At 68.7% G+C, this 15,713-nt stretch carries 17 protein-coding genes; 8 read left to right on the top strand and 9 right to left on the bottom strand.

The window, feature by feature from the left end; translation table 11 throughout:
• Positions 1-191 precede the first annotated feature (191 nt).
• Positions 192-602 (bottom strand): DUF5318 domain-containing protein, encoded by a 411-nt coding sequence (locus ON39_RS32845; RefSeq protein WP_159080092.1) that lies wholly within the window; start codon positions 600-602, stop codon positions 192-194.
• Positions 603-772: 170 nt separating this feature from the next.
• Here ON39_RS32845 and ON39_RS32840 point away from each other — a divergent pair, with 170 nt between their 5' ends.
• Together ON39_RS32840 and ON39_RS32835 are read left to right on the top strand one after the other, a co-directional pair.
• Positions 773-1,330 (top strand): PadR family transcriptional regulator, encoded by a 558-nt coding sequence (locus ON39_RS32840; RefSeq protein WP_040740009.1) that lies wholly within the window; start codon positions 773-775, stop codon positions 1,328-1,330.
• Positions 1,323-2,420 carry an inositol-3-phosphate synthase gene (locus ON39_RS32835; RefSeq protein ID WP_040740007.1) on the top strand — a complete coding sequence of 366 codons (1,098 nt, stop codon included), beginning with the start codon at positions 1,323-1,325 and terminating at the stop codon, positions 2,418-2,420. Before ON39_RS32840 ends, ON39_RS32835 begins: the two co-directional genes overlap by 8 nt.
• Before the next feature lie 298 nt (positions 2,421-2,718).
• On the opposite strand, the gene ON39_RS32830 is transcribed toward ON39_RS32835, so the two are convergent.
• The 6 genes from ON39_RS32830 to ON39_RS32805 all read right to left on the bottom strand — a co-directional run bounded on the left by ON39_RS32830 (position 2,719) and on the right by ON39_RS32805 (position 9,724).
• A complete protein-coding gene (locus ON39_RS32830) occupies positions 2,719-3,144 on the bottom strand; it encodes a GyrI-like domain-containing protein (protein WP_040740005.1) in 426 nt (141 codons plus the stop codon).
• Positions 3,145-3,154: 10 nt separating this feature from the next.
• A complete protein-coding gene (locus ON39_RS32825) occupies positions 3,155-3,613 on the bottom strand; it encodes a GyrI-like domain-containing protein (RefSeq protein ID WP_040740003.1) in 459 nt (152 codons plus the stop codon).
• Between the two features lie 188 nt (positions 3,614-3,801).
• Entirely contained in the window at positions 3,802-6,072 is a 2,271-nt protein-coding gene (locus tag ON39_RS32820; RefSeq protein WP_040740002.1) for a transglycosylase domain-containing protein, read from the bottom strand.
• Positions 6,073-6,475: 403 nt separating this feature from the next.
• Entirely contained in the window at positions 6,476-7,354 is an 879-nt protein-coding gene (locus ON39_RS32815) for a carbohydrate ABC transporter permease (RefSeq protein WP_174412594.1), read from the bottom strand.
• Entirely contained in the window at positions 7,354-8,376 is a 1,023-nt protein-coding gene (locus ON39_RS32810) for a carbohydrate ABC transporter permease (protein ID WP_174412593.1), read from the bottom strand. The genes ON39_RS32815 and ON39_RS32810 overlap by 1 nt, the downstream gene beginning before the upstream one ends.
• 46 nt (positions 8,377-8,422) lie before the next feature.
• Complete coding sequence (locus ON39_RS32805; protein WP_040740000.1) at positions 8,423-9,724, bottom strand: ABC transporter substrate-binding protein; 1,302 nt, start codon at positions 9,722-9,724, stop codon at positions 8,423-8,425.
• A 121-nt stretch (positions 9,725-9,845) separates the two neighbouring features.
• Between ON39_RS32805 and ON39_RS32800 the strand changes: the two genes are divergently transcribed.
• On the top strand, positions 9,846-10,706 hold the full coding sequence (locus tag ON39_RS32800) for a DUF2786 domain-containing protein (protein ID WP_246002898.1): 861 nt from the start codon (positions 9,846-9,848) through the stop codon (positions 10,704-10,706).
• Positions 10,707-10,847: 141 nt separating this feature from the next.
• Positions 10,848-11,360 (top strand): TIGR04338 family metallohydrolase, encoded by a 513-nt coding sequence (locus ON39_RS32795; protein ID WP_085998304.1) that lies wholly within the window; start codon positions 10,848-10,850, stop codon positions 11,358-11,360.
• Between the two features lie 70 nt (positions 11,361-11,430).
• Here the strand turns inward: ON39_RS32795 and ON39_RS32790 are convergent, their stop codons facing one another.
• Positions 11,431-12,417: an o-succinylbenzoate synthase gene (locus tag ON39_RS32790; protein ID WP_040739996.1), complete on the bottom strand. Its 987-nt coding sequence runs from the start codon at positions 12,415-12,417 to the stop codon at positions 11,431-11,433.
• A 121-nt stretch (positions 12,418-12,538) separates the two neighbouring features.
• On the opposite strand from ON39_RS32790, the gene ON39_RS32785 reads away from it, so the two are divergent.
• Together ON39_RS32785 and ON39_RS32780 are read left to right on the top strand one after the other, a co-directional pair.
• Entirely contained in the window at positions 12,539-12,898 is a 360-nt protein-coding gene (locus ON39_RS32785; protein WP_040739994.1) for a hypothetical protein, read from the top strand.
• A gap of 90 nt (positions 12,899-12,988) precedes the next feature.
• Positions 12,989-13,324, top strand: coding sequence for a hypothetical protein (locus tag ON39_RS32780; RefSeq protein ID WP_146251127.1), 336 nt, complete (start codon positions 12,989-12,991; stop codon positions 13,322-13,324).
• Between the two features lie 34 nt (positions 13,325-13,358).
• On the opposite strand, the gene ON39_RS32775 is transcribed toward ON39_RS32780, so the two are convergent.
• Positions 13,359-14,528 carry a thiolase family protein gene (locus ON39_RS32775; RefSeq protein WP_040739990.1) on the bottom strand — a complete coding sequence of 390 codons (1,170 nt, stop codon included), beginning with the start codon at positions 14,526-14,528 and terminating at the stop codon, positions 13,359-13,361.
• Between the two features lie 99 nt (positions 14,529-14,627).
• Here ON39_RS32775 and ON39_RS32770 point away from each other — a divergent pair, with 99 nt between their 5' ends.
• Together ON39_RS32770 and ON39_RS32765 are read left to right on the top strand one after the other, a co-directional pair.
• Positions 14,628-15,152 carry a winged helix-turn-helix transcriptional regulator gene (locus tag ON39_RS32770; RefSeq protein WP_040739988.1) on the top strand — a complete coding sequence of 175 codons (525 nt, stop codon included), beginning with the start codon at positions 14,628-14,630 and terminating at the stop codon, positions 15,150-15,152.
• 67 nt (positions 15,153-15,219) lie between these two features.
• Complete coding sequence (locus ON39_RS32765) at positions 15,220-15,582, top strand: YciI family protein (RefSeq protein WP_051187419.1); 363 nt, start codon at positions 15,220-15,222, stop codon at positions 15,580-15,582.
• Positions 15,583-15,713 lie beyond the last annotated feature (131 nt).

The raw sequence follows: 15,713 nt of genomic DNA, 5'->3' as shown, positions 1-15,713 counted from the left end.
GACCTGGCTGTGAACTCCGTGGAGGACGGCCGCCGTGCGGTTCATCGCCGTAGGGGGAAGTCTCGTAGGGCGAATTCACTGACAAGATCTCCATAACTCGTTGCGTTGCGGGCGGCTCGGGGCGGTCACGGGAACCGTGGCGGACACGTGACGGCTCCGCGAGTCACCCGACGGGCAGATGACCAGGCACTTCATTCGGCTGCGGTGCGCCGGGTCCCGGTGCGACGCCGCGTCGGCGCCGGCGTTGTCCCCAGGACGTAGGACTGCACCAGATGATTCCAGCTGCAGCTGCGGCATACCTCGACGACGTGGACCGAGAACTCCTCACGAGTCTCGGCTAGTCGGGTCAGCTCCTCCGGTGTGCGGGCCGAGCCCGCCACCGGTCCGAGACCGTCGCCGTAGACCCAAGATACAAGCGTGAGCTGTTCTTTTCGGCAGATGGGGCAGGTGACCTCGCTCCCCCGACCGTGGAACTTCGCCGCACGCAGCAGGTAGGGATTCGCGTCACACACCTCGGCGACGTCGACCCGGCCCGCGTACACGTCGGCCAGCAACGACCGGCGCCGTAGGGCGTAGTCGACCACTTGCCGCTGGATTCGCACGAGAACCAGAGTAGCGGTGTTGCCGGGGGGCCGCCCTTGCTCAGGGGTATGAGAAACCCGGTAGATCGGTTCTTATATCGACCAGGACTGTGCACGGTTATATCGCTCCGATATAGTTTGGAGTCGCATCCATCGGTTAGGTCTGTACATAGTCAGGGAGGTGAAGCCCGGTGCTCGAGCTGGCAATCCTCGGGCTGCTCCTCGAATCGCCCATGCACGGCTACGAGCTGCGCAAGCGGCTCACCGGCCTGCTCGGCGCGTTTCGGGCCTTCTCCTACGGGTCGCTCTATCCGACGCTGCGCCGCATGCAGTCGGACGGGTTGATCGCCGAGGAGATTCCGGCGGGCGTGGTCACTCGCCGCGCGCGCCGCGTCTACCAACTGACTCCGGCCGGCCGCGAGCGGTTCAGCGAGCTGCTCGCCGACACCGGACCGCAGAACTACACCGACGACGGCTTCGGTGTTCACCTCGCCTTCTTCAGCCGCACCCCCGCCGCCGCGCGGATGCGGATCCTGGAGGGCAGGCGACGCCAGGTCGAGGAGCGCCGAGAAGGACTCCGGGAGGCGATCAAGCGGGCCAGCGGGTCGCTCGATCGCTACACCCGGCAGCTCCACCAGCTCGGACTCGAATCAAGCGAGCGCGAAGTGCGCTGGCTCAACGAGTTGATTGCGGCGGAGCAATCGACGAAGGCGGCACCACAGAAAGAGGGAAATATCGGCCATGAGTGATGACAAGAAGGCTGACAACGCCACCGAAGTTCGCGTCGCCATCGTAGGTGTGGGTAACTGCGCTTCCTCGCTGGTCCAGGGTGTGCAGTACTACAAGGACGCGGACGAGTCCGCGACCGTGCCCGGCCTCATGCACGTCAAGTTCGGCAAGTACCACGTGCGCGACGTGAAGTTCGTCGCCGCGTTCGACGTCGACGCGAAGAAGGTCGGGTTCGATCTCGCCGAGGCCATCTTCGCCAGCGAGAACAACACCATCAAGATCTCCGACGTGCCGCCGACCGACGTGGTCGTGCAGCGCGGCCCGACCCTCGACGGCATCGGCAAGTACTACGCCGAGACGATCGACCTGTCCGAGGCCGAGCCGGTCGACGTGGTCAAGGTGCTGAAGGACAACAACGTCGACGTGCTCGTCTCCTACCTGCCGGTGGGTTCGGAGGAGGCCGACAAGTTCTACGCGCAGTGCGCCATCGACGCGAACGTCGCCTTCGTCAACGCGCTGCCGGTGTTCATCGCCTCCGACCCGGTGTGGGCCGAGAAGTTCACCGCCGCAGGGGTTCCCATCGTCGGCGACGACATCAAGAGCCAGGTCGGCGCGACCATCACCCACCGCGTCATGGCCAAGCTGTTCGAGGACCGCGGCGTGCAGCTCGACCGCACCATGCAGCTGAACGTCGGCGGCAACATGGACTTCAAGAACATGCTCGAGCGCGAGCGCCTCGAGTCCAAGAAGATCTCCAAGACCCAGGCCGTCACCAGCAACCTGAAGAAGGAGCTCGGCGCCAACGACGTGCACATCGGCCCGTCCGATCACGTCGGCTGGCTCGACGACCGCAAGTGGGCCTACGTCCGGCTCGAGGGCCGCGCCTTCGGCGACGTGCCGCTGAACCTGGAGTACAAGCTCGAGGTGTGGGACTCGCCGAACTCGGCGGGCATCATCATCGACGCGGTGCGCGCGGCGAAGATCGCCAAGGACCGCGGCATCGGCGGCCCGGTCATCCCGGCCTCGGCCTACCTGATGAAGTCCCCGCCCAAGCAGCTCGCCGACGACATCGCGCGTCAGCAGCTGGAAGCCTTCATCATCGAGGGCTGAGTTATTGGCCGCGCGGGCGCGGCGTGTTCGTGGCCCCTTGATGGCAGCATCGCGAAGCGATCCGATCAGGGGTGGCGGCCGGGCGACGGGTGGGCTGCGTCCGAGCGGTCGAGACTTGCGCCTGCGGCGCGTGCGCTTCGACCGCTCGGACGCACGACGGGCCACGAACGGCGCTCGCAGAACTCGCGCTGTGGTGGTTGGGTAGATCGATGAAAGTCGCCCGGAGGTAGAACTCCGGGCGACTGCTGTTCGCCGACCAGCGATGCGATTTCCCTTCGGGCGACCGGTGTTTCGGCGTTCAGTCCAGCGAGACGTAGACCTCGACCGAGGTCGGGCCGGTGTAGCGCTCGATCTCCGCGGTGTGCGAGCGGGTGATGGTGCCCGCGCTCTCGGCCTTGCGTACCTGGGCCCACGCGGTGCGCAGCAGGTCGTAGGGCTTGTCGGAGACGACGAACTTGGCGTAGCGGCCCTGGGGCACGCGGGTGAGCACGTCGCCCGCGTCCATCTCGTCCATCGAGGCGACCTCGTAGCCGAGCACGGCGACGGCGTGGTCGTTCTGGCCGATGTAGGCGGCCACCCTCGGCACGTTCTTCTCTCGCGCGAGGTAGCGGTCCCAGGTGAAGTTCACCAGATCGAGGTCGCGGGCGGTCACCTCGCGCCCGGCTAGCGGAACGGTCAGTCCGGCGACCAGGCTCTCGTCCAACGTGACAATCTCGAAGTCCACAGTGTTGTTCCTACCCGTCGACTTGATCGTCTGCCAGAGCTACGAAGACTTCGGCCGTGCGCGCGTCCGGATAGTGCTCCCAGTCGCCGGTGTAGGCGCGCACGAACCGGCCGGCCGCCTCGGCGTCCCACACCGAGCGCCAGATGTGCACGATGGTGTCGCCGAGGTTGTCGCCGCTGGCGATGAATCGGGCGAACCGGCCGGCGGGCACCCTGGCCAGCACGTCGCCGGGTAAGAGGTCTTCCACACCGCGGCACCGGTAGCCGACGATGTGGGTGAGGTAGGAATTGATCTCCGGCGCGTGGTCGACGTAGGCGGTCGTCGGCGGCCCGGGCAGCTGGCGGGCCAGATTGCGCTTCCACGCCTCTTCGACTTTCGCGCGGCGCGGTCCCTCGACCGCGAGCGCTGGGCTGCGAAGTACTGTTCCCGCCACCAGCGTCTCGGGTTGGTCAACGACATTGAAATCCACCGGCGTAGCCCCTATGTCTCGTCTGTCTCCAATTGGCGGCGTCGTCGCTCGAGCGCATATCCTTCCGCATCGATCCCGCGGCATCGGCGTCGGCCTTGTCCGACACACTCGCTGTTCGCTCTCACTCTGGCAAACGATGCTGCCATGTCATGCGTTCCCCTGGGTGCGGGAAGGTCACAGCATCATCGCTATCCCGGAACCGGGATGGTCAGTCCGGGAAAAATTTCCACTTCCTTAGGGGGCTGCGGCGGTTCCGGCTCCTTCGGCGCCTGCGGCGCGGGCGGGATGATGACGATCGGTTCGCGCGGCGCCGGCGCCTGCGGCGGATTCAGGATGTCGTAGGGCCCGCCGGACGGCTTGCTCTCCGCCGGTGGCGCCGCGGCGGGCGGCGCTCCCGCCGCGCCGGGGAACTGCTCGATCGGGGTGCCGTCGAGCGCGCCGTCCATCACCTGCTTCCAGATGTCGGCGGGCAGGCCGGACCCGTAGATGTCGGCGCCGCGGGCGGTGTGGATCGGTTGCGACTGTTCGGTGCCGATCCAGACCGCCGTGGACAGCGAGGGGGTGAAGCCGATCATCCAGGCGTCCTTGTTCAGCTGGGACTCGCCGAGCTGGGTGGTGCCGGTCTTCGCCGCCGACGGCCTGCCGCCGGCCAGCGCGTGCCCGTTGGAGTAGGCGGCGATCGGGGTCATGGCCTGCGCGGTGTTCTCGGCGATGGCGCGGGGGATGCGCTGCTGGCCGGCGGGCAGCTGCTTGCCGGTCTGCTGGTCGGGGCCGCGGTCGAGCAGCACCCGGCCGTCGCCGGTCACCACGCGCTGCACGAAGTACGGCTGGTGGTAGACGCCGGACGCGCCGATGGTCGCGTAGGCGGAGGCCATGTCGATGGGGCGAACGAGGTACTGCCCCAGCACGATTCCGTTCAGCGGCCGCCCGCCGTCCTCGGTGAGCGTCTTGCCCGCGACGCCGGGGATCTCCTCGGGGATGCCCGCGGCGTGCGCCGCGTCGGCGATGGACTTGGGCCCGTCGAACATCGACATGGTCAGCCGGTAGAAGCTGGTGTTGAGCGAGCGTTTGAGCGCCTCGGCCATGGAGCATCGGCCACAGGACTCCCCGTCCACATTGGTGATCTTGGTGCCGCGGTCGGTGACCGGCGAACTGTCCAGCATGCGGGTCAGCGGAACGCTCTGCTGCTGCGCGGCGATCACCGCGAACGGCTTGAACGCCGACCCGGTCTGCAGCGGCGCCTGCGCGAAGTCGTAGCCGATGCCGTCCGTGCCGCCGAAGTAGGCGCGCACCGCGCCGGAGCGCGGGTCGATCGACACGATGGCGGCGCGCAGCTCCGGCGGCTGGCCGCCGAGCCGGTCGCGCACCGCGTCGAGCACGGCCTGCTGGGCCTTGGCGTCGATGGTGGTGGTGATCTGCAATGCGCCGGTGTTCATCTCGTGCTCGCTGATGCCGGAGGAGCGCAGTTCGCGCACCACCTGGGCGCGGATGAGGCCCTCGGGGCCGCGGGCGACGTTGTCGTCGGGGATCTCGTTGAGCGGGAGGATCGCCGGGAAGACCGTGGCGTCCCGGTTGCCCGGGGACAGGACGCCCATCTCGACCATGCCGTTCAGCACGTATTTCCAGCGCGCGGTCAGGGCCTGCATGTGCGTTTCCGGGTCGAGCAGCGAGGGCGTACGCACGAGCGCGGCGAGCACCGCGCCCTCGGCGAGCGTCAGCTGGTTCACCGGCTTGTTGAAGTAGGCCTTGGCCGCCGCGGCGATGCCGTAGGAGCCGCGGCCGTAGTAGATGGTGTTGAGGTAGGCGGCGAGGATGTCGTCCTTGCTCCACTGCCGCGCCATCTTGGCCGCGATGATCAGTTCCCGCATCTTCCTGGTGAGCGTGCGCTCGGAGCCGAGGAAGGCGTTCTTCACGTACTGCTGGGTGATGGTGGAGCCGCCGCCGGCGTTGTCGCGGCCGAGCACGTTGTCGCGGGCGGCGCGCAGGAAGCCGGAGGTGGAGTAGCCGGGGTTGGTGTAGAAGTTTCGGTCCTCCGCGGAGAGCATCGCGTCGCGGACGGGCTGGGGCACCTCCGTCAGCGGGACGGGGCTCCGATTGCCGTTGGGCGGAACGACTTTGGCGATCACCGTGCTGCCGTCGGAGGCCAGCACGGTGGCGATCTGATTGGTCTGCACCGAATCCGGGTCGGGGATCTCGGCGCTCCAGTAGATGAGCACGGACAGCAGCGCGGGCACCGCACCGAAGATGATGAACAAGGCGAGCACCAGGCGGCGGAAGCGCTGGGCCCGCGTGCGCGGCGGGCGACTCGGATCGGGCGTCGGCCGTTGCGTCCTGGAGTCCCTCGGCCGAGTGTTGCGAGCGGGCACGGTCTCCAGCTCGTTGAACCCGGCGATCGAGGTGTAGGGCGCGGGCTCAGGCCTCTTCTTCGCGCGCCGCCGCCGCTTGCGGAAAGAATTCACGACCGCGCCTCACCGGAAGCAAGTCCGGGCGCGCTGAGTCCTCGGTTCACTCGCTGGCGCTCGCTCACGACTCCGCCTCGCTGGCGCTCGGCTGCGTCGTGCGCTCGGGCGCGCTGAGTCCTCGGTTCACTCGCTGGCGCTCGCTCACGACTCCGCCTCGCTGGCGCTCGGCTGCGTCGTGCGCTCGGGCGCGCTGAGTCCTCGGTTCACTCGCTCGCGCTCGCTCACGATCATCTCCTCCCGGAGCGTCGGCCGAAACTCACCTGCACGAACAACGATCGGAAATGGGCCCCACCGGCACGACTTTACTCGTGCGGTGGGTGACCCGCGATGCTATCACCGGGCCGGGAGGGCACGCCGGTATTCCGGTGCCGGCCCCGGAAACGGCTGGGAGCGGGCGTCGCTAGCTCTTGACGCCGCCCGCGGTGAGGCCGGAGATGATGCGGCGCTGGAACAGCAGCACCATGATGACCAGCGGAATGGACACCATGACGCCGGCGGCCATGATCGCGGCGTACGGCTCGACCAGCGGGTTGTTGCCGGAGAACCGGGCGACCGCGACGGTCACCGGCTCGGTGTTGCCGCTGGAGAGCAGCCGGGCCAGCAGGTATTCGTTGACCGCGGCGATGAACGCGAGGATCGCCGTGGTGAACACCGCGGGCGCCGCGAGCGGCAGCATGACCAGCCGGAACGCCTGCGCCTTGGTCGCGCCGTCGATCCGCGCGGCCTCCTCGAGCTCCCACGGCAGTTCGGCGAAGAACGAGGCGAGGATGTAGACGGTCATCGGCAGCACGAACGAGATGTTCGGGACGATCATCGCCTGGTACTTGCCGATCCAGCCGATATTGGTGAACAGCTGGAACAGCGGGGTGACGAGCACGACCACCGGGAACATCGACGCGCTCAGGATCAGCCCGGACACCAGGTACTTGCCGCGGAAGGTGAGCCGCGCCAGCGCGTACGCGGCGAGCACGCCGAGCACGAGCGCGACGACGGTGGTGATGGAGCCGATGATCACGCTGTTGGCCAGCGCCTTGCCGAAGTTGTTGCCGCGGCTGGTGTCGAAGGCGTTGCGGAAGTTCTCGAACGTCAGGTGCGTCGGCCACGGCGTGCTGTCGAAGGTGTAGTCGGGGTCGCGGAAGGCGGTGACGGTCATCCAGTAGAACGGGCCTAGGCCCCAGATCAGCACGATGGCCACGCCGACGTACAGCCGCACCGACCGCAGCCGCTGGGTCCACGGAACCGCTTGCGCGGCAGGCTTTTCGGCAGTTCGAACCGACATCAGTGCGCCTCCCGCTGTTCTTCCTGGGTGCGCACCGCATTGGCGCCCAACACCTTCACCAGCACGAACGCCACCGCGAAGATCATCAGGAAGGTGATCGTCGACAGCGCGGCCGCGCTGTTGGGACCCTGCCGGACCTGGTCGACCACCAGGATCGAGACGACCCTGGTCGACGGATTGCTCAGCGTCATGATCGCGGGCAGGTCGTACATGCGCAGCGCGTCCATGGTCCGGAACAGCACCGCGACCAGCAGCGCCGGCTTCAGCAGCGGCAGCGTGATCTGGGTGAACCGCTGCCAGGCCGAGGCGCCGTCGACCCTGGCCGCCTCGTAGACGTCGGCGGGGATCACCTGGAGGCCGGCGAGCAGCAGCAACGCCATGAACGGCGTGGTCTTCCACACGTCGGCCGCGATCACCGCGAACCGCGCGGGCCACGCGTCGGAGGTCCACAGGATGTGCGTGCCGAGTATTCGGTTCACCACGCCGTCGTACTGGAACATGAACTCCCACAGCCGCGCGGTGACCGCGGTCGGGATCGCCCAGGGGATCAGCACCGCGGCGCGCAGCAGCGCGCGGCCCTTGAACGTCTTGCCCATGACCATGGCGAAGCCGAGGCCGAGGGTGGCCTCCAGGGTCACCGTGATGACCGTGAAGAACAGCGTGACGCCGATCGCCGCCCAGAACTGCGAGCCGAGGTTGCCGGTCGGGCAGGTGACCGTCTCACCGCCCGCCTGGCACTGCTGCAACAGCCAGTGCGTGTAGTTCGCGAAGCCGGCGCTGCCGCCCTCGACGAACATGCCCGTGGCCGGGTCGAGGCCGGAATCCTTCTGGAAGGACATCCACAGCGCCCGGATCACCGGGTAGCCGATGACGACGGCCAGCGCGATCAGGACCGGCGTGACGAACAGCCACGCCTTTCCGGAGCGCCGCATTTCCAGGGCCAGGGTCTCGCCGAGGCCACGCTTGCGTGGCAGGAACTCGTCACTCGGCACAGTGCTGGCCGCTCCCGAAGGATCCGACACCGTTTCTCTCTCCTACGGGTCTCGCCGGGTCCGTTGCGCTGTCCGCCTACGATCCCGCGGTCTCGATGCCCTTCTGCATCCCGATGATCGCGTCGTCGACGGACTTGTTCTGCTTGAGCGCAGCATAAGCGTTGTCCTGGATGGCTTTCGACACGGCGGGGTAGAACGGCGTGACCGGACGCGGCACCGCGCTGGCGATGGAGTCCTTGAGCGCGGGCAGGTACGGCATCTTCGCGATGAGCGCCGGGTCGTCGTACATCGAGGCGCGCACCGAGGGCAGCGCGCCCGAGGCGACGATGTGCTGGGCGTCCTCGCTGATCAGGAAGCGCAGGAAGTCCAGCGCGGTGGCCTTGTTCTTGGAGTACGCGCTGATCGCCGCGTTGTAGCCGCCGAGCGTGGACGCGCCGACGCCGTTCTCGCCGGGCAGCGGGGCGACGCCGAACTTGTCCTTCACCGCGGAGGCGTCGCCGCCGACGTCACCGTAGGTGGACGGCCACGAACGCAGGAACATGAGCTTGCCCTGCGCGAACGCGTTGCTGCTCTCCGGCTCCTTGAAGGTGATCGCCTCCTGCGGGATGTCGCCGTTCTTGTAGGCGTCGACCAGGACCTTGAGTCCGGCGCGCGCCTGCGGGCTGTTCACCGTGGGGGTCTTGCCGTCGGCGCCGACGAAGCTGCCGCCGTAGGCGTTGATCACCTCGGCCGCGTTCACCGTCAGGCCCTCGTACGGCGCGAACTGCCCGGCGTAGCAGCCGATGTTCTGCTCCTTGGCGATCGAGCACTGGGACAGCAGCTCGTTCCACGTCTTCGGCGGGTTGGGCACCAGGTCCTTGCGGTAGAACAGCAGGCCGCCGTTGGTGTTTCGGGGCGCCGCGTACAGCGTGTTGTTGTAGGTGGCGCTGGCGACCGGCGGGGAGAGCAGCGCGGAGGTGTCGATGGCGAAGGAGTCCTTCAGCGGCTGGATCCAGCCCTTCGCGGCGAACTCCGCGGTCCACGGCACGTCCATGGCGATGACGTCGTAGTTCGACTGCTTGGACCGCATGTGCTCGACGAGGTCGTCGTACTGCTGCGAGGCGTCGTTCGACTGCTCCTTGAACGTCACCTGCTCGTTGGGGTGCGAGGCGTTCCAGCGCTCGATGAGCTGCTTGACCGCGCCGGTCTCGGTCGTGTCCTTGCCCTCGACGTAGGTGATCGGCCCGCGCCCGGTGAGGTTCTGGCTCGTCGGGCTGCCGCCGTTGTCGCTGGAGCAGGAGCTGGTGAACGTCGCCGTCAGCAGCGCGACCGAGACGGCCGCGAACGCTGCCTTCGGTACGAGCGACGTACGTAGGGACGACACCTTTTTCACAGCCATCGCGGACACTCCAGATCGATCGTGAGCATTAGCACACCCTGCCGGTTGCACAACGCAAGATACATGGTGTGGGAGTGACTCGCGGGATTGTGGCGGGAAGTGCTCGCTACTCTGGCGTGTGATGACATCGCCGAACCCGGTTCCCGAGCGGATGCTGACGCGCATCGGTGGGCTGCTGCGCCAGGCCGAATCGACCGACAACGAGCACGAGGCGGAGGCGTTCCTGGCCGCGGCGCAGCGGCTGGCGACCAGATCCTCGATCGATCTGGCGGTGGCGCGCGCGCACATCGCGGGACGTGAGCGCAGGCCGACACCGATTCAGCGGATCATTCCGATCGGCGAGCCGGGCAAGCGCGGGCTGCGCACCTATGTGCAGTTGTTCGTCGCCATCGCGCACGCCAACGATGTGCGCTGCGATGTCGCTCGCACCTCCACCCAGGTGTACGCCTACGGTTTCGACTCCGACATCGATACCTGCGAGGCGTTGTACGCGAGTCTGCTCGTGCAGATGGTGCGCGCGTCGGATCAGTACATCAAGTCCGGGCAGTACCGCACGGCGACGGTGGAGAAGGTGGTCACCGAGAAGCGCTGGGGGCGCCAGGTGCAGCGGCGGGTGCAGGCGCCGGTGGCGGGGGTGACGGCGCGGCTGAACTTCCAGATGGCCTTCGCCGCGCGGATCGGCAGGCGGCTGGCCGCGGTGAAGGCGGAGGTCGAGGCCGAGGTCGTGCCCGCGGACAGCGCGGCGGGCACCGCGCTCGCCCTGCGCGACAAGGAGATCGAGCTCGCGGACTTCTACACCAGCACCTCCGAGGCGCGCGGGACCTGGCGCGGCCCACAGGCCTCGGCCGGGCACTCGGCGGCGGCGCGGCGCGCGGGGGATCGCGCGGGCAAGGCCGCGCGGCTGGGTACCTCGCCCGAACTCGGCGCGGCGCGTGGGCAATTGACGACGCGCCGGTCCCGCGGTGCGGACGACCCGGCATGAGTGCCGCGCCCTCCTCGGGCACGGGTGAAAGGGCTGACAGGGGTCGCGCGAGCGCCTCGGACGGACGATGCTCGTGAGCGAGTGTCGGCGAGGACCCCGGTTGCGTCCGCGCGCGACGAGGTCGAACGCCGACGAGGTGGAGTGGTGACCGTGCGGGATACGCAGCGCGCCAAGGTGTACGACGCCGAGCACCTGGTGCGCGGCATGTTCGATCGGGCCGACGAGCACGGCGCTCGCACGGTGGAGCTGTACGGTTCGCACCTCACGCTGCCGATCGAACGCCGCTTCGCCTCGGTCGACTCCGTGCAGAGTTATACGGACAAGGTGCTCGGGCTCAATTGGGTTCGGGCCCAATGGGTTCGCGCCGGAACGGCGGTGCGGGTGCGTTCGCGGGCGGGGGCGGCCGCCGCGCACTACGAGGCCGCCGGCGCCGTCCTGGCCGTTCCGCTGCACACCGGCGGTACGGCGTGGGCGCTGCGGGAACTCGTGGTCCTGCACGAACTGGCGCATCACCTCGAGCCGGACCCCGACTCGGTCGCCGCGCACGGCCCCGAATTCTGCAACCGCTATCTGGAGCTGGTGGACGGCGTCATCGGGCCGGAGGCGGCGCTGGTGTTGCGCGCGACGATGCTGGGTTGCGGTGTGCGTCTCTAGACCCGATCTGCGCGGACAGTTTCGCAGCAGAAGACCGTTTTCCGGCACGTTGATCGCGGAAACTGTCCGCTCAGGCCGGGTCTTCCCGCGCTCGGACCAGCTCGAGAACCCGCTCCAGGCGCTGCTGCCACCACTCGACCCGCGCCGGGTCACGCTGCCGGTATCGCTCGAGAAGATCGGGGTCCGGTCGCGGCGCGGTTTTCGGCACCGGCAGGTAACCGTCGACCGGCCGTAGCGAGTCGGCCACCACATCGCCGGTGAGCAGCGAGACAGTGCCCAGCCCGCAGGCGAATTCGAGTTCGGGAAGCGCCCCGGCGAGCGCAAGTTGAGCGGCCAGGCCGACGCTGGTCTCCAATGCCGAGGAGACCACGCAGGGCAGCCCGGCGGCCTCGGCCACGCGCAACGCGCGCCGGACACCGCCCAGCGGAGTGCATTTCAGCACCGCGAGATCGGCGGCCCCCGCGACGGCGACCCGCAGCGGGTCCTCGGCGCGGCGGATGGATTCGTCGGCGGCGATGCGCACGTCGACGCGGCGGCGCACCGCGGCCAGTTCCTCGACGGTCCGGCACGGCTGCTCGACGTACTCCAAACCGCCTGCGGCCCTGTCGATTCGGGTGATATGCGCGACGGCGGTGTCGACATCCCAGACCGCGTTGGCGTCCACCCGGACGGCGCCGTGCGGACCGAGCGCGTCGCGCACCGCCGCCACCCGCGCGAGATCCTCGGCGAGCGAGTCGGGGTGGTCGGCGACCTTCACCTTCGCGGTGGCGCACCCCGACCCCGCGACGATCGCGTGCGCGCGCTCCGGATCGACGGCGGGCACCGTGCAGTTGACCGGAATCCGATCGCGCACCGGCGCGGGCCAGCCCCGCGTCACCTGCTCGAGCGCGGTGGCAAGCCACCCGGCCGCTTCGCGGTCGTCGTACTCGGTGAACGGGCAGAACTCGCCCCAGCCGAGCGGGCCCCGGATCAGCATGCCCTCGCGCACGGTGATGCCGCGGAATCGGGTGCGCATCGGAATGGCGTAGACGATGCTCTCAACAGGGTGCTCGATCATCGCGGCCAGCTTAACGGGCGCGGGCCGGGCCTCGTTCGGTGTTGCCGGTCGCGGATTTCCCCCATCCGGACTGAGTAGTTTCGCGGTCCTCCTCGCGCCCGCCGATCGCGATGCTGAGTGCATGACCTACTACCCGACAGCGCAGCAGCCGCGGCAGCGGACCTGGGACGTGGTGTTCACCATCGTGCTGTACTGCGGCGCGGCGGTCCTCGGCCTGCTCGCCGCCTACGCCACCGCCTTCTTCGCGTTCGCCGCCGACGCCTGTGCCTACGACAACTGCCGCGAGGACTACCTCGGCGCCGCCTTCGTGGTCTCCTGGGGCGGCACCGCGCTGGCCCTGGCCGGCTCGCTCGTGATGATCATCATCGCCGCGGTCAAGCGCTGGTCCATGTGGTACTGGCCGGTGCTCGCCGCCGTTCTGATCGCGACATCGTTCGCCACCGGCTTGGCCCTGGCGTCGCAGGTCCACAGCGGTTCGTGAGTCACTGCGACGCGCAGGGAGTCCGCATCCTCGCGAGAACCTTTGCGCGCCTGGTGATGCGGTCCGTCCGCGAGCGGGTAATGCTGAGGCATGGCCTGGGGATCGCGAGAGAGGTTGCCGAATGTGCTGCGGGCCGTGGTCGGGTCGCTCCTGACGATCGCCGTCGCGTTGTTCATCGCGTCCTTCGTGTCGGTCTACGAGGTGGTCGCCCGCGACGGGGACGGCCCGGGTTGGCGATATGTGCCGGTGGCCCAGGTCATCGGCTGGACCGGGATCGCCGCGTCGGTGCTCTGGGCGGCGTGGCTCATGGTGACGAAGGCGCGGTCCCGGCGGCCGATCGCCTGGACGCCGCTCATCGCGGTGCCGCTGATCGTCGAGTCGTGGGTGGGCGGATTCCTGATCGCGGTGGTGCTCTCATCGATGTGAGGCGGTGCCCATCGGGGACGGGCACCGCGTCGGCTCAGAGGCGTTCGAGGATCATCGCGTTCGACAATCCGCCTGCCTCGCACATGGTTTGCAGCCCGTAGCGCGCGCCGCGATCCCGCATGGCGTGCACCAGGGTGGTGGCCAGGCGCGCACCGGAGGCGCCGAGCGGGTGACCGATGGCGATGGCGCCGCCGTTGACGTTCACCTTGCGCAGATCGGCCCCGGTCTCCTGCGCCCAGGCGAGCACCACCGGTGAGAACGCCTCGTTGACCTCGAACAGGTCGATGTCGGAGAGCTGAAGACCCGAGCGCCGCAACACCTTCCGGGTCGCCGGGATCACAGCGGTGAGCATGAGCAACGGGTCGTCGCCGGCGACGGCGAAGCTGTGCAGGCGCGCCAGCGGCTGCAGCCCCAGCTCCTTCGCGCGCTCGCCGGTCATGATCAGCACCGCCGCGCTGCCGTCGCTGACCTGGCTCGCGGAGGCCGCGGTGATCTCCCAGCCGATCTGCGGGAAGCGGGCGGCCATCGCCTCGTCGTAGTAGGCGGGGCGCAGCTTGGCGAGGGTGTCGAGGGTGCTGCCGACCCGGATGCCCTCGTCGGTGGCGAGCCCGTTGATCGGGGCGAGTTCGCCGGCGAACAGGCCGTTCTTCGTTGCCAGCGCGGCCTTTTCGTGGCTGCCGAGCGCGAACTCGTCGAGCTGGGTGCGGGTGAGCCCCCATTTCGCGGCGATCAGTTCGGCGCTGATCCCCTGCGGCACCAGGCCGTCCGGGTAACGCTCGGCGAAACCGACGCCGGTGATGTCCGCTGAACCGACGAGGTTGGCGCCCATGGGAATCCGGCCCATCGACTCGACCCCGGCCGCCACGACAATGTCGTAGGCGCCGGAGATCACGCCCTGCGCGGCGAAGTGGATCGCCTGCTGGCTGCTGCCGCACTGCCGGTCCACGGTCGTGGCGGGCACGGATTCGGGGTAGCCGGCGGCCAGCGCCGCGCGCCGGGCCATATTGGCGCCCTGCTCCCCGACCTGGGTGACGATGCCCGCGATCACATCGTCGACGAGCGCCGGATCGATGCCGCTGCGGGTCACCACCTCGCGCAGGCTGTGGGCGAGCAGGTCCACCGCGTTGACGTCGTGCAGCGCGCCGTTCGGCTTGCCCTTGCCGATCGGGGTGCGTACCGCTTCGACAATTACCGCGTCTCTCATCGTGTTTCCTTCCGGACCGAGAACCGGGCGGCCCTGCCTGGCTCTATCAACACATAGTCAGGTTACACCTGGCCTTAGTCGAGGCAAGTCAGCGGCGCTATGATGTCGGTCATGGCAGCAGTGATGGAAGGGCCGTTGGCCGATCTGAGTTCGTGGCAGCCGACGGATTGCTCGATCGCCAAGGCGATCGAGCTGGTCGGCACCCGCTCGGTCGTGCTCATCCTGCGCGAGGCGTACTACGGCACCACCCGCTTCGACGGCTTCGCGCAGCGCGTCGGCATCACCGACGCCGCGGCCGCCGCGCAGCTCCGCAAGCTCACCGAGGCCGGGCTGCTCACCAAGCGGCCCTACCAGGAGCAGGGCAAACGCACCCGCCACGAATACGTGCTCACCGACATGGGCCGCGATCTGCTTCCCGTGGTGCTGGCGCTCATGCAGTGGGGCGACACCTACCTCCAGCCCGGTCCGCCCCCGCTGCTGCTGGTCGAGGAGTCCACCGGCGCGCCCGTGCGTGTACAGGTGCGCAGCGACTCCGGCCGCGAGATCGGCCTCGAGGAACTGGGCATCCGCGTCAACGACGACTACCTGGCCACCGTCCGCCGCCGAAAGCCCGCCAAGCGCTGAAAACTGCTGTGTCACATCGCCTCCCCGTCCGGGCTCATAGCTACGTACCAATCCGGACAAGGAGAAGATGATGCAGTTCGTACTGGTGATTTACCACGGGAGTTTTCCGCTGCCCGGCACGCCGCAGGCCGAGTCGGTCACCGAGGAACAGCGGCAGTCGGTCTACGCCGACTTCGCGGCGCTCGGCAGGAGGGAGAACGTGAAGGCCGGGCCGCCGCTCGGCCTGCCCGCCGACGCGACGACCGTGCGGGTGGTGGACGGTTCGACGGTGACGGCGGACGGTCCGTTCCGCGGTGTCGAGAACGCGATAGGTGGTTACGCGGTGGTCGAGGCGGACGATCTGGCCGCCGCGGTCGAGATCGCCGCGAGTATCCCGCAGGCCAGGATGGGTGGGGCGGTCGAGGTGCGCCCGTCCGAAAAGTACTGGTGAGACCCGTTTCCCGGCGCGCGATGCGCGCCGGGGACGGTGGTCAGTCCAGGACGGTGGACGCGAGCCTGCGGACCCGGTCCGCGTCGCGAATGACGTCGATCCGGACGATCCGGTCATCCGCGACGGTGAAC

It is taken from the genome of Nocardia tenerifensis NBRC 101015, assembly GCF_000308715.1.
Classification (GTDB): domain Bacteria; phylum Actinomycetota; class Actinomycetes; order Mycobacteriales; family Mycobacteriaceae; genus Nocardia; species Nocardia tenerifensis.
Note: the sequence above shows the minus strand (reverse complement) of the source record. Positions and strands in the feature narration are given on the sequence as shown.

Bases quoted from the DNA above. Each gene is read 5' to 3' on its own strand.
- ON39_RS32835 (WP_040740007.1), top strand. From the start codon at position 1,323: ATGAGTGATGACAAGAAGGCTGACAACGCCACCGAAGTTCGCGTCGCC.
- ON39_RS32815 (WP_174412594.1), bottom strand. From the start codon at position 7,354: ATGTCGGTTCGAACTGCCGAAAAGCCTGCCGCGCAAGCGGTTCCGTGG.
- ON39_RS32805 (WP_040740000.1), bottom strand. From the start codon at position 9,724: ATGGCTGTGAAAAAGGTGTCGTCCCTACGTACGTCGCTCGTACCGAAG.
- ON39_RS32800 (WP_246002898.1), top strand. From the start codon at position 9,846: ATGACATCGCCGAACCCGGTTCCCGAGCGGATGCTGACGCGCATCGGT.
- ON39_RS32790 (WP_040739996.1), bottom strand. From the start codon at position 12,417: ATGATCGAGCACCCTGTTGAGAGCATCGTCTACGCCATTCCGATGCGC.
- ON39_RS32785 (WP_040739994.1), top strand. From the start codon at position 12,539: ATGACCTACTACCCGACAGCGCAGCAGCCGCGGCAGCGGACCTGGGAC.
- ON39_RS32780 (WP_146251127.1), top strand. From the start codon at position 12,989: ATGGCCTGGGGATCGCGAGAGAGGTTGCCGAATGTGCTGCGGGCCGTG.
- ON39_RS32775 (WP_040739990.1), bottom strand. From the start codon at position 14,528: ATGAGAGACGCGGTAATTGTCGAAGCGGTACGCACCCCGATCGGCAAG.
- ON39_RS32770 (WP_040739988.1), top strand. From the start codon at position 14,628: ATGATGTCGGTCATGGCAGCAGTGATGGAAGGGCCGTTGGCCGATCTG.
- ON39_RS32765 (WP_051187419.1), top strand. From the start codon at position 15,220: ATGATGCAGTTCGTACTGGTGATTTACCACGGGAGTTTTCCGCTGCCC.